This is a genomic window from Parabacteroides sp. ASF519, assembly GCF_000364265.2.
GTDB lineage: Bacteria > Bacteroidota > Bacteroidia > Bacteroidales > Tannerellaceae > Parabacteroides > Parabacteroides goldsteinii.
In genome coordinates, this window is the sequence record NZ_AQFV02000006.1 from 1,003,387 (window position 1) to 1,015,407 (window position 12,021).

Genomic DNA, 12,021 nt, shown 5'->3' on the forward strand with positions numbered 1-12,021 from the left:
CTTTTTCTTTTTTGTTGCTAAGTGTCGTTCATGTCATAAAATGCTTTTAATGTGGATATTTTCGTTAATTCTCTCGATATAGATTTCTTCGGTATTATTGATAAACCGGATGATTTGATCCAAGGAGGCATCACGTCCGATTGTAAATGTGAAGCGTTTTTCTTTTAAAGAGGATGCTTCGTAAGTCGTTTGAAATTTGTACCAGTGTCCTATTTGAGTCAGGATATCTTCCAATGTCGTATTTTTGAATATATATTCGTTATTCGTCCATGAGGTGTAAATATTTGTGTCTACTACCTGTATGTCTATCTTATCGTTTTCTTTATTATATATATATTGCTCTGAGGGCTGAATGAGTTGAGTGCTACCGTTTTGTTCTATGCTAACGGAGCCTTCTATTAATGTTGTGCGCATAATTTTCTCTTCCGCATAGCTACTAACGTTGAATGTGGTACCGAGTACACGTATATCCAGTTGGTCGGTATGTACGATAAATGGCCTATCCTGATTTTTGGCTACTTGGAAATAAGCTTCTCCTTTTAGTTCTACTTCTCTGGTTTGTGGGTTAAACTGTGAAGGGAATATAAGTTCCGATTCTGCGTTCAATGTAACAATTGTACCATCCGAAAGGGTTAATTGATAAGTTTTTCCATGTGGTATTAATAAGCGATTGGTCATCACTTCTTTTTGTTGAGAAAACTTGTCTTGTTGTAAGTAAGAAAGTTTATTGTTTTTGTGATCATTCTGTATTTTGGCAGCCTTTTTCTCTATGGAAAACGACTTTTGGGTAAGAGCGATATGTTCTTTATTATTAATTAATAAAGTAGGTTCGGATATTTCTTGTAAGGAAAGAATATCCGGAGTTTTGTTAGTAAATGTGATGTAAATTCCGACAGTCAATATTATGACGGCAACGGCTGCTGCATATTTGTATAGATGAAGCAATGAAACTCTTTTGGTATGAGAGCTCTTGTTTTCGATATTATAATAATGTACTAATAGGGCATTCCAGATTTTGCGCTCTTCCAGATACTCCCGGTAATTGTCACCGGAAGCCTCCGCCCAATCCATGATCAGTTTTTCTTCCTGGGGGGAAGTTTCGCCTCTGAAATATTTATGTAGTAATTCTTTTTCCATTCTTTCGTATTGACTTAGGTTCCCGTTTTGGGGCCTTTCATACTAATAACACCCCATTCCCGGATTACCCTAACGAAAAAAGAAAAAAAATTACATCTTTTCAGATCAGCACTGATCACAGATCGGTGAAAGCCTGCAAAATATATGTGTGTTTAACTTGGGAATCAATGTCTTATTTGAAATAACTATGTTCCTTGACTACGGCTCCTTTGTCATCGAAATAAACTTTCATTTCTTTTCCTTCGCGTGTCACCAGGATAACTTTGTATTTAACATAAGTGCTGTTATTCGACACGTAAACGGATTTTATCAGACAGTCTTGGTGGACATTGTTTACACCCTCCTGAAGTATCTGGGGGATATTCGTAACGTCTATTTCATAAAACTTATCCTGTTTTTCTACCTGTGTTTTGTCATTACTCAGTATGTTTTGTGCCTGGCTCTGTGACGTAAAAACGGCGCACATGGCAATCACTGCCATTAAAGCAATCTTTTTCATATCTTTTTTTGCCTTAAAATTGAAAACCTAAATTTATCTTTTGCTATATATAATCCAATATTCGTGCCAAAAAGGTAAATTGAACTATTCTTTCAGGTAACATGTTCTAAATGGGCAGGTTAATTTTTTTATTGATTAACCGGATTAAAAAGAAGTACATCCGTCAGGTGTGGAATTTCTCCATACTTGTGTGGATTTTTCTACAAGAAGAAGTACCTTCTGTAAGGAATCGAAGGAGAAACAAAAAAATTACTACCTTTGTCAGGTTGTGATAGAAATAAAAATATTGCATGATATATAATGTATAGAAAATCAAGATGAAACAAACGAGTATACTAATCACTATTCTTTCATTTTTTCTGTTAACGGCTTGTGTGACAAAGCAGGCTAATGAGACTGTTGTTACAGTCACGATTGAACCTCAGCGCTATTTTGCGGAAAAGATAGCAGGAGATAAATTCAAAATAAATTGTGTAGTTCCTGCCGGGCAAAGTCCTGAAACATACGATCCTACTCCCCAGCAAATGATACAGATCGGAAGAAGTATCGCTTACTTGCGTATCGGTCCTATCGGGTTTGAACAGGCCTGGATGGATAAGATACGTGAAAATAATCCGAAACTACAGGTGTTTGATACATCTGAAGGAATGAACCTGCTGACAGATACGGAAGATGACGACCATGCACATGAACATGGCACGCACGATCATGATGCCCATGCCGGAGAGGAGGCGCATCACCATCATCATGGCGGAGTCGATCCGCATATATGGAGTTCGATTGCCGGAGCTAAGGCTGTTGCCTGGAATACGTTGAATGCATTTATTGAACTCGATCCCGACAATACGGAGTATTTTTGGCAGAACTATAATAAACTGGTGGACGAGATCGATAAAACAAATACGGAGATAAAGCAACTGCTTGACCCGTTGACCGACCGTACATTTATTATCTACCATCCGGCACTGACTTATTTTGCCAACGAGTTCAATCTCACGCAACTTTGTATCGAGATGGACGGCAAAGAACCTTCGCCTGCACAACTGAAACGGTTGGTGGAAACAGCGCGTGCCAACAATGCCCGCGTCGTATTCATTCAACAGGAGTTCGATCAGAAGAATGCCGAACTGATTGCCAAAGAGACAGGCTGTAAACTGACTGTAATCAATCCGTTGGCTTATGACTGGACTAAAGAAATGATTCATATTGCAAAAGCACTGGCTGATGGACAAACTCATTGAAATAGATAAGATAACAGCCGCTTATGGGAATAAGACTGTTTTGAAAGATGTCTCCCTGACCGTATGGAAAGATGATTTTCTGGGCATAATCGGTCCTAACGGCGGTGGTAAAACAACACTGCTGAAGGTGATCCTGGGATTACTTCAGCCGGTATCCGGTGCGATACGTTTTTATCAGAATGGGGTTGAAGTTTCTTCTTTACGGATTGGTTATTTGCCTCAACTGAATAATATTGACCGTAAATTCCCTATTTCCGTATGGGAAGTGGTTGCTTCGGGACTGGCTGCTGAAAAGCCTCGTTTTCGTTCTTACACGGCTGTCCAGAAGGAGCGTATTGAGGTGGTGATCCGGCAGATGGGGCTCGAAGATTTGTACACCCGTTCAATCGGAGAGTTATCGGGAGGGCAGCTACAACGTGTTCTGTTAGGCCGTTCGATCGTTTCACGTCCGCAATTACTGATTCTTGATGAACCAAACTCGTATGTCGATAAACGGTTTGAGTCGCGTTTTTACCAGTTACTGGAGGATATCAATAAAGAGAGTGCCATTATTCTGGTCTCTCACGATATCGGAACGGTCCTGGCAATGGTGAAAAATATTGCCTGTGTGAACGAGACTTTGCATTATCACCCCGGTGTAGACGTTTCGGAAGAATGGTTGGGCGAGAAATATGCCTGCCCGATCGAGTTGATCGGACACGGGAATCTGCCGCACCGCGTATTGAAAACACACGAACATTAATATTCTTAATTTCACCATGTCACACACACTTTGCTTAATCTCATTACCGGAAGCCGGTATTATCGTAGGCATTGCCGTTATCCTGTTCGGATGCAAGGCCGTTACGCAAAATCCTTTTATCTCCAGAGGACAGAAGATTGTATGGATACTGATCATTATTGTTCTCAACTGGATTGGTCTGTTATGGTATTACTACACCTATTATATGAAGAATAAAGACTGAGTTATGAAGATATTGATTACAGGTGCAAGCGGATTTATCGGTGGTTTTCTGGTAAAGGAAGCGTTGCGCCGGGGATATGAAACCTGGGCGGGCGTACGTGCCACAAGCAGCCGTGAAAACCTACAGGATGAACGGATTCATTTTATTGATCTTAAATATAACAACCGGGAGGCATTGACTGTCCAGTTGAAGGATTTTGTCCGTGAGCAGGGCGCCTGGGATTATGTTATCCATAATGCAGGTCTGACAAAGACGCTCGATAAGCAAAATTTCTTCCGTATCAATGCAGAGAATACGCATAACTTCATAGAGGCATTGGCTGCTGCCGGTTGCAAACCGAAAAAGTTTCTGTTGATGAGTAGCCTGAGCAGTTATGGGAGGGGAGACGAGGTGAATTTCCGTCCGATTCGCCTGGATGATCCGCAACAACCGGATACTGCCTATGGTAAAAGTAAGCTGGAAGCGGAGAACTATGTGCGCAACCAATCTCATTTCCCTTATGTGATCCTGCGACCGACGGGTGTGTATGGTCCCGGTGAAAAGGATTATTTTATGGAGATCAAAAGCGTAAAGTCGGGGTTTGACTTTGCGGTAGGATTCATTCCCCAGCGTATTACATTTATATATGTAAAGGATCTGGCGAGAGTGGCGTTCCTGGCGTTGGAAAATGAAACAATCCTTAACCGGCATTATTTTGTGGCAGACGGAGATGTGCATACCGACGAGTCATTTGCACGGATGATACAGGATATAGTAAAGAAAAGGCATGTGTTGCATGCCCGCATCCCGTTGGGATTGGTTTATGTAGCGTGCCATTGTTCCGAGTGGATAGGCAAATTGTTGAATAAGAGTATGACACTGAACACCGATAAATATATCATCCTGAAGCAGCGTAACTGGATTTGCGATGTTACGCCACTTCAGGAAGAACTAGGTTTCACTCCTGAATACCCTTTGCGCAAAGGGCTGGAGGAAAGTATTGAGTGGTATTGTAAGGAAGGGTGGCTGTAGATCAGTCCACCTTTTTTATGCTACCTAAACCTGCCCTTTCCTCTTTAATGGAAGGGTCTCCTTTATATCTGATATTCCCGCTACCGGCTATCTCGGCATAGATATTATTCGTTGCATGAGTTTCCAGTAAACCACTGCCCGCTATCTCACACGATACGTCTGATAGTAAGAAATTCAGTGCATGTATTTTCCCGCTACCGGCAATTTCGAATGCTGCTCTCTCTCCCGTACCAGCCAGGTTGAATGTTCCGGAACCGGCTATTTCACCTTTAAACTCCTTCGCATACAAGGTAAGTGCATCTACGGTACCGCTACCGGCTATAGATACTTCCAGTTGGTTTACCGTAACAGTATCTTTCATGTGAAGCATGACGTTGCCTGCCAGGTTAAATTTGATCTTGTCGTTCGAAGACAGCTTGCTGTTTACATTGAATTTTTCTGCACCGGCCAGATCTACCTTCTTCAACTGCCTGGAATTGGAGGTAATGGTGAATTGGGTAGGACGGAGGCGGAGTGTTTTATTTTCTCGTTTAGGGCGGATGACAAGCTTATTATCATCCGTCTTGAAATCGAAAAGGTCATAAATGTTCTGATCGACCGTGACAGTCAGTGCAGGCGCCGATTCTTCCTGCGTGTAATTGAAAACGGCTGCCGATGCATCGACGCTTATCTGATCGTAGTCTGAAATGTCGATCGTATGAGTCGTTACATTTCCGTCTCCTTTTACAGCAGGGAAAAATATGCATCCTTGAGCAAGTAAAAGGATACTGCCCAATATTATAAATGATAATTTCTTACTCATCTTATTTTACTTCTTCTACGGATCCTTTACCAATAACTTTCTGTTGAACGGCTGTCGGGCCTTTATAACGGATTTTACCTTTGCCGACAACGTTTGCCTTGAGGTTGTTGGTGGGGTGAACTTCCATCGTTCCGTTACCGGTCATTTTGCAACTCAGTTCAGGAACGTCTACACCGAAAGCCATGATCTCTCCGCTGCTGGTGATGCTGTATTCACCTTCCTTGGCATTCCCTTTTTTCAGGTTGATAGTGCCGGAGCCGTTGATGCTGCACTCCAGTTTGTCTACTTGGAGGTCATTGACAACCATATTGGCGCTACCGGAAACATTCAACTCCAGTTTTCCTACTTTTATCAGTTCTTTTAGTTGTACCAGGCAGTTGGAGTTTGCCTTGATCTTTACCTCGTCACCAGTCAAAGAGCTGTTTATCATGAAATTCGCATTTCCGGCGGCTTTTACCTCTTTCAGCCATTTGGAGTTGGTCTTTACGATGAATTTGGTATAGTGATCCACTTTGGCACCTTTGAAACCAACAGAAAGTTCGCGGTCTTTTATATTGATGTTGACGTATTCATGCAGGTTTTCATCAACCGTAATTTCGATATAGGGTTCTGCATTCGACTGTTCATAGTTGAAATCGATAACGCCGTCAATCTTGATGGCATTGTAATCATCGATCTTTATTTTCTTTGTAGTAAGGGTACCGTTGCCCTTCACATGATCTGCCGCCTGGACTGTAAATAACAGGCCCAGCAACATGATAATAGATAATAACCCTTTTGTTCTCATAATTTATTTGTTTAGTATTGCCTTTTCTTATAATAAATAGACGTGACTCCGATGCGGTCGGTTACAAAAATAGGAGTATTTTAATTTATAAGTCCAACATTTCGTATATTTTTATAGGGAATTAAGTTTTGGAATTATAATGAATAACCCGGATATCACTATTCATCCAATGCCTTGATGAAAAGTAATTCCGGGTTTTCCAACTCCCAATATAATGATCTCTTATTTTATGTGGTCGATATCGCTGGAACCGTTTGAATGCTTTTTAACTTCCGGATTGCCTTTGTATTTGATATCGCTGCTTCCGGATGCGTTGGCTTCCAGTTTTTCGGTAACGGTTGTGAAAATGTCACTGCTGCCGCTTGCAGAACATTTCAGTCTTTTTATAACGAAGTCGTATGCTTTGATATCACTGCTGCCGCTGCAACTATATTTTCCGTCGTTTGCTTTTCCTTTCAGATTCATGTCGCTGGAACCTGAGGAGTGGGTATCTATTCTGTCACAAATCAGGTCGGATACTTTCAGGTCGCTGGCCCCGCTCAGGTTGATCTTGCACAGGTTAGTTATGCGTATCGGTTTTTCCAGATAAACATCGCTTGCTCCGGAAGCACTGATTTCCAGGTTTTCTCCGGAGAGGGAACTGCGCAGAAAGAAATCGATGCCCCCTGATACCCCTAATTTATTTAATTCTGAGGAATGGGTTTCTATAATCAATTTGCTCGGATTAATACGAGTGCCGCGTTCTGTCTCTATCTGAAGTACGTCTCCGTTCGAGTTGAACTTTAATTCGGAAAGGAGGTTCTCGTCGATGGTGATCTTTAAACCTGATTTACCGCCCTTCTGTGTGTAATTCACCTGGGGAGACTGGTTCTTGCCGAAGAAAGAGTTTCCGCCTGTTTCGATTCCCTGGCCTACTTTTATCTGTTTATAATCGGCGACCTGGATCTCTTTGGTTATTATATTACCGTTCCCTTTGATTTTCTCTGCAAAACAGGATATAGTGCTGAATGCGATTAAACTGATGATGGCGAATGTAATTCTTTTCATGATGTTCGTTTTTAAGTGATGTTATTTAGTTTGCACTTTTTAATTTACCGGAGCCGATGATACTTTTGCTCGTAGTGGGATTACCTTTATAATAGACATTCCCGCTTCCTACGATGTTTGCTTCCAACTGATTTCTGGTATGAGTCTGGATATTTCCGCTACCGGCTATGTTGCATTCCGTTTTGCCGGTGACGCATTTGTAGGCTTTAATGTTGCCACTTGCAGCCAGATTGTATTCTGCGCGGTCCGCTTTGCCTGCAATCTGGATATAACCGCTGCCTGCCAGGCTGCATTCTATTCCTGCCAGATCGATATTGGAGGCTACTACGCTCCCAGAACTGGCCAGGTTGATTTCCAGCTTGTTTCCTTCTACTTTCTTTTCCAAAAGAATATTGCCGCTGCCTGCCATGTTGATTTCCAGTTTTCCGATATTTATCGGACTGGCAATAATGAAATCGCCGGAAGATACCACGTTCAACTCCTTTATTTCGCGTGAGTTGGTTATAACCTTGAATTTGGTCGGTTGGAGGTTATATGAATTACCGTTACGACTATTTTCCTTGATCTTTTTCGGGCCGATTATCAACTCCTTGCCGTCTACTTGTACTCTCAGTAGAGGAAACAGATTCTCGTCGATCATGATTTTCAGATAAGGAGCGGCATCCGATTGCTCATAAACAAACTCCATGACTCCGACTGTCGATATTTCATTATAGTCGCTGATGGAAATTTCTTTGGTAATGATATTTCCGTTTCCTTCCACTTTTTCATTGGTGAAAGCAAATCCTGTCAATGTGATCAGTAAACAGGCAATAAGGAGGGATACTTTTGTTTTCATCTGTATAATTTTTTAGTTCTTTTATTTATAAGACGAATGCTATTGCGTTTAGGTTGCAGATTGGAAAGAGTTTTTTCAGGAAAAGTGAAAGAAAAGGGGCGGGTAGATAAAAAAGAAAACCGCAATCCATATAATTAACGGATGCGGCTTCTTTGCTTTCCAACGAAGCAGTCTCACGATTCCTCCTTTGCAAAGACTTGTTAACCTTAGATCTAAAATACTATGAAAAAAACTCATTGCAAATATAAGAGGAATTATAATATGTGCAATATACTATCGTCTCAATTTATTGTAAATTTGTCACTTTATGACGTAAATGTTACAATTTTTGAATGATTTGTTACAGTATACCGAACTTTTCCGGGATAGAATCCATAATATCAAACAGTTCTGACACTGTTTCAGCGCGCAACATGGCGACACGTGTTTGCTTGAAATCGCTAATTCCTTTGAACAATGGAGTGGCTGCCAGGTGGCGTCGGATATGCAAAATACCGCGTCGTTCGTCCAGGCGTTCCACACTTTGGTTGACCTGCTGTTTAAGGATATCCAAATACCAGGTGAATTTTTCTTCCGGCAGTACTTCCCCGGTAGTCAGGAAATGTTTCACTTCACGGAATATCCAGGGGCGTCCGATACTTCCGCGACCGATCATGACACCATCTACTCCATAATTGTCGAAACGCTGTTTGCATATTTCGGCAGAGGTCACATCGCCGTTGCCGATAATGGGGATATGTATCCGGGGATTATTTTTTACCTCACCGATCAGTGTCCAGTCCGCTTCGCCGGTGTACATTTGGGCACGGGTACGGCCATGGATGGAAAGGGCGGCGATGCCACAATCCTGCAACTGTTCGGCCAAATCAACGATTACTTTATTATCCGCATCCCACCCCAGACGTGTTTTAACCGTAACCGGAATATTGACGGCTTTTACTACTTCTTTCGTTATTTCAAGCATCAAAGGAATGTTCCGGAGCATACCGGCTCCGGCACCTTTGCCTGCCACTTTCTTGACCGGACAACCGAAGTTGATATCCAGTATATCAGGACGGGCAGCTTCGCATATTTTGGCAGCTTCCACCATTGGATCTACTTCTTTTCCATATATCTGGATAGCGACCGGACGTTCATCTTCGGCAACGGTCAGTTTTTCCTGTGTCTTGTTTACGCTGCGTATCAAGGCGTCGCTCGATACAAATTCCGTATAAACCATATCAGCACCGAAGCGCTTACACATCAGACGGAAAGAAATATCCGTTACATCTTCCATCGGTGCCAGGAATACCGGGCGTTCACCTAAATCTATTGAGCCTATCTTCATACCTTCTTATTATAGACCACAAAAGTACAGCTTTTTCCGCGAAGATTTATGATGGAATTGTCTGCAATCAGGGCAATTGTATCCAATTAAACAGAGTTAGCATTTCAAGTGATACAATATAACAATCGGATTTTCATCTCCATTCATCTTTTTTAGAATGTCTGGAGCAGTTTTAAGCATACCTTTATCTCGCAGATAATCAATAGTTGAAGCAGGGCTGCACTGTATCGATATTTTTTTGTTCTTATACCAATGTAACGGGGCAATAGGTAGTCCATGATCTATATCATTATTTATTCCCCACATGGTCATCCAAAAATCAACATTTGAAATATCATTCCATTTATATGGAGTAGGTGTGGATAATATTTTACCACTCTGTTTATCATAAAGCATTATGTACGATTTTTCCTTATATACATACCTAAAGCAAATAGATTCAGGGAATTCTATTATATCGTAAAGAAATAGTTCGGTATTTGTTGGTATAAAATTCAAGAGTGAATAAGAACTTTTTAAAGATTCTTCATTTAGATTCCTCTGCTAGCAGAATGCTGGAGTGATTGTATCTTTAGTCAAACGATAAATAGTATCATTTGTCATGGTTGAAAACAATACTCCCGAATCACTGGGTATACATCTTGTTAACTTAAAACCTGATTCTTTTGATGGAGATATTTTATCATTTGAAAAATTGTTTTTCATCATTACTGTATCTCCTTTTCCCATATTGCTAAATATACCAATTCCAAAATGTCCTTTTGCCTCAAAAGGTATGCCTTCGGAACTAGTCTCAACGACTCGTCCTTCTCCAATAGGATAAGAGTAAAAGGTCATTCTCCCTCCCCGGTCGAACGCTTCTTCAAATTTCCCATCAAAATTGTATATTGTTGTCTGGTACGCCCCGGTGATATATAATTTACTATCTTCTTCTACTGAATACATACTTATAGGAAAAAGAAGTTCGCCAGGACCTTGTCCATATTTTGCTACTTGCCTAATGAAATTCCCTTTTATATCAAATTGAAGCACTCCACATGTAGGGTCGGATAAGACAAATATATAATCCTTGGTAAGGACTACATCCATTATTTTCCCAACCATTGAGCTGTTGTCGTCGGTTAATTCTAATGGAATATATTCTATTCTTTCAATTTCCTTTTTAATAGAAATTGCATCATTGGAATTTACATGAGCTCTAACATCGATGGAAACAAGCTTATTTTTTGTCGTTTCTGCCTTCTCATTACATCCTATACTGATTATTGATAATATGAGTATAGGATACATTTTAATTTTATAAAACTTCATATCTTATAGTATTACATGATTTTTAATTGAGTTATGCGCAAATATAGAATGACAGGAATAATAAATAGCTACACTTTAGAGTAGAGAAATCATTTATGCGTGATTTTTTTTGAGACGATGTCGTAAAATTGATTATAATGTTCGTATTTTTAGCAGACAGTAAAAAACAAGACATGAAAGAATTTAGTGTAGAGAAATTTTTTGATCCTGTTAAGAGGCCAAAGATTGATGACGATCTGAATGAAAAGATGAAGAACAGTATGGATATTGTTCATCGTATGGCATGTACGTTGAATCACTCTTTGTATGTGATTGATTATCTGAAACAATCATTTGTCTATGTGTCTCCTGATAAATTGTTTTTGTGTGGCTACTCTGTGGAGCAAGTACTTGAGTGGGGGTATTCATTTTATACCAGGGTTGTTCCCGAAAATGATTTAAGGCGTTTATTGGAAATCAATAAGGTCGGTTTTGACTTTTACTATAAACTTCCGATCGAAAAGCGGTACATGTATTCTATTGAGTATGATTTCGATCTGGTGCATATAAACAAAAAAGTAACCAGGGTAAATCAACGGTTGATACCGCTCATAATTAATAAGGCTGGCGATCTTTGGTTAGCGGTATGTGTTGTGACACCGCTATATTCGAAAGCTAAAAATAAAACGATCATTAAAAATTTCAATACAGGGGAGCAATTCATTTATCAGGAAAAGGAGCAATTCTGGTACAAAAATACTTTACCACTTCTTACAGTTAAAGAGAGACTCATTTTGCAACTGTCTTCCCAAGGTCATACAAATGCAGCTATAGCCGAAGAATTGTCATTGAATGTGAATACTATCAAGTTTCATAAAAGGAATATATTCCAAAAACTGGATGTAGAAAATTGTATTGAAGCAATTACAGTGGCATCTCATTGGGGATTAATTTGAAATGTAGCAAAATAAAGATCCGGATATGGATGAATTATTCTTTTGATGCGGTTATCCTGGCCTTTAATGAATAATCTACTGCGTTTTATAGTAGATTAACTATGTGTTATAGTTGTATTAC

The 12,021-nt window shown here is 40.2% G+C and carries 14 protein-coding genes; 5 read left to right on the plus strand and 9 right to left on the minus strand.

Translation table 11 applies throughout. The features are described 5' to 3' along the window. Positions 1–33: 33 nt before the first annotated feature. Both C825_RS03775 and C825_RS03780 read right to left on the minus strand, forming a co-directional pair. On the minus strand, positions 34–1,137 hold the full coding sequence (locus tag C825_RS03775; RefSeq protein WP_010801453.1) for a FecR family protein: 1,104 nt from the start codon (positions 1,135–1,137) through the stop codon (positions 34–36). A 172-nt stretch (positions 1,138–1,309) separates the two neighbouring features. Then, the gene (locus C825_RS03780; RefSeq protein WP_010801454.1) at positions 1,310–1,636 is read right to left on the minus strand and encodes a hypothetical protein; all 327 of its coding nucleotides are present in this window, start codon (positions 1,634–1,636) and stop codon (positions 1,310–1,312) included. A gap of 317 nt (positions 1,637–1,953) precedes the next feature. On the opposite strand from C825_RS03780, the gene C825_RS03785 reads away from it, so the two are divergent. From C825_RS03785 to C825_RS03800, 4 genes are read left to right on the plus strand one after another with little or no spacing between them, the layout of a single operon-like run. Further along, on the plus strand, positions 1,954–2,877 hold the full coding sequence (locus C825_RS03785; protein ID WP_007655806.1) for a metal ABC transporter solute-binding protein, Zn/Mn family: 924 nt from the start codon (positions 1,954–1,956) through the stop codon (positions 2,875–2,877). Continuing rightward, entirely contained in the window at positions 2,861–3,619 is a 759-nt protein-coding gene (locus tag C825_RS03790) for a metal ABC transporter ATP-binding protein (RefSeq protein WP_007655805.1), read from the plus strand. Before C825_RS03785 ends, C825_RS03790 begins: the two co-directional genes overlap by 17 nt. Positions 3,620–3,635: 16 nt before the next feature. After that, positions 3,636–3,842: a hypothetical protein gene (locus C825_RS03795; protein ID WP_007655804.1), complete on the plus strand. Its 207-nt coding sequence runs from the start codon at positions 3,636–3,638 to the stop codon at positions 3,840–3,842. 3 nt (positions 3,843–3,845) lie between these two features. After that, on the plus strand, positions 3,846–4,853 hold the full coding sequence (locus C825_RS03800) for an NAD-dependent epimerase/dehydratase family protein (RefSeq protein WP_010801456.1): 1,008 nt from the start codon (positions 3,846–3,848) through the stop codon (positions 4,851–4,853). Position 4,854: 1 nt separating this feature from the next. Here C825_RS03800 and C825_RS03805 read toward each other — a convergent pair whose 3' ends face one another. The 7 genes from C825_RS03805 to C825_RS03835 form a co-directional block, all read right to left on the minus strand. After that, the gene (locus C825_RS03805) at positions 4,855–5,655 is read right to left on the minus strand and encodes a head GIN domain-containing protein (RefSeq protein WP_010801457.1); all 801 of its coding nucleotides are present in this window, start codon (positions 5,653–5,655) and stop codon (positions 4,855–4,857) included. Between the two features lies 1 nt (position 5,656). Further along, on the minus strand, positions 5,657–6,442 hold the full coding sequence (locus C825_RS03810) for a head GIN domain-containing protein (protein WP_007655800.1): 786 nt from the start codon (positions 6,440–6,442) through the stop codon (positions 5,657–5,659). 222 nt (positions 6,443–6,664) lie between these two features. Then, positions 6,665–7,489 (minus strand): head GIN domain-containing protein, encoded by an 825-nt coding sequence (locus C825_RS03815; RefSeq protein ID WP_010801458.1) that lies wholly within the window; start codon positions 7,487–7,489, stop codon positions 6,665–6,667. Positions 7,490–7,514: 25 nt separating this feature from the next. Beyond that, positions 7,515–8,327 (minus strand): head GIN domain-containing protein, encoded by an 813-nt coding sequence (locus C825_RS03820; RefSeq protein ID WP_010801459.1) that lies wholly within the window; start codon positions 8,325–8,327, stop codon positions 7,515–7,517. Positions 8,328–8,667: 340 nt separating this feature from the next. After that, positions 8,668–9,654, minus strand: coding sequence for a tRNA dihydrouridine synthase DusB (gene dusB / locus C825_RS03825; protein WP_010801460.1), 987 nt, complete (start codon positions 9,652–9,654; stop codon positions 8,668–8,670). A 96-nt stretch (positions 9,655–9,750) separates the two neighbouring features. Next, positions 9,751–10,050: a hypothetical protein gene (locus tag C825_RS03830; RefSeq protein ID WP_044215188.1), complete on the minus strand. Its 300-nt coding sequence runs from the start codon at positions 10,048–10,050 to the stop codon at positions 9,751–9,753. Positions 10,051–10,197: 147 nt separating this feature from the next. Next, positions 10,198–10,965: a DUF4934 domain-containing protein gene (locus tag C825_RS03835; RefSeq protein WP_010801462.1), complete on the minus strand. Its 768-nt coding sequence runs from the start codon at positions 10,963–10,965 to the stop codon at positions 10,198–10,200. Between the two features lie 173 nt (positions 10,966–11,138). Between C825_RS03835 and C825_RS03840 the strand changes: the two genes are divergently transcribed. Continuing rightward, entirely contained in the window at positions 11,139–11,900 is a 762-nt protein-coding gene (locus tag C825_RS03840) for a helix-turn-helix domain-containing protein (RefSeq protein WP_228100125.1), read from the plus strand. Positions 11,901–12,021: the final 121 nt, after the last annotated feature.

Coding starts and splice junctions, on each gene's coding strand:
- C825_RS03775 (WP_010801453.1), bottom strand. CDS start 1,137: ATGGAAAAAGAATTACTACATAAATATTTCAGAGGCGAAACTTCCCCC.
- C825_RS03780 (WP_010801454.1), bottom strand. CDS start 1,636: ATGAAAAAGATTGCTTTAATGGCAGTGATTGCCATGTGCGCCGTTTTT.
- C825_RS03785 (WP_007655806.1), top strand. CDS start 1,954: ATGAAACAAACGAGTATACTAATCACTATTCTTTCATTTTTTCTGTTA.
- C825_RS03790 (WP_007655805.1), top strand. CDS start 2,861: ATGGACAAACTCATTGAAATAGATAAGATAACAGCCGCTTATGGGAAT.
- C825_RS03795 (WP_007655804.1), top strand. CDS start 3,636: ATGTCACACACACTTTGCTTAATCTCATTACCGGAAGCCGGTATTATC.
- C825_RS03800 (WP_010801456.1), top strand. CDS start 3,846: ATGAAGATATTGATTACAGGTGCAAGCGGATTTATCGGTGGTTTTCTG.
- C825_RS03805 (WP_010801457.1), bottom strand. CDS start 5,655: ATGAGTAAGAAATTATCATTTATAATATTGGGCAGTATCCTTTTACTT.
- C825_RS03810 (WP_007655800.1), bottom strand. CDS start 6,442: ATGAGAACAAAAGGGTTATTATCTATTATCATGTTGCTGGGCCTGTTA.
- C825_RS03815 (WP_010801458.1), bottom strand. CDS start 7,489: ATGAAAAGAATTACATTCGCCATCATCAGTTTAATCGCATTCAGCACT.
- C825_RS03820 (WP_010801459.1), bottom strand. CDS start 8,327: ATGAAAACAAAAGTATCCCTCCTTATTGCCTGTTTACTGATCACATTG.
- dusB (WP_010801460.1), bottom strand. CDS start 9,654: ATGAAGATAGGCTCAATAGATTTAGGTGAACGCCCGGTATTCCTGGCA.
- C825_RS03830 (WP_044215188.1), bottom strand. CDS start 10,050: ATGCTTTATGATAAACAGAGTGGTAAAATATTATCCACACCTACTCCA.
- C825_RS03835 (WP_010801462.1), bottom strand. CDS start 10,965: ATGAAGTTTTATAAAATTAAAATGTATCCTATACTCATATTATCAATA.
- C825_RS03840 (WP_228100125.1), top strand. CDS start 11,139: ATGAAAGAATTTAGTGTAGAGAAATTTTTTGATCCTGTTAAGAGGCCA.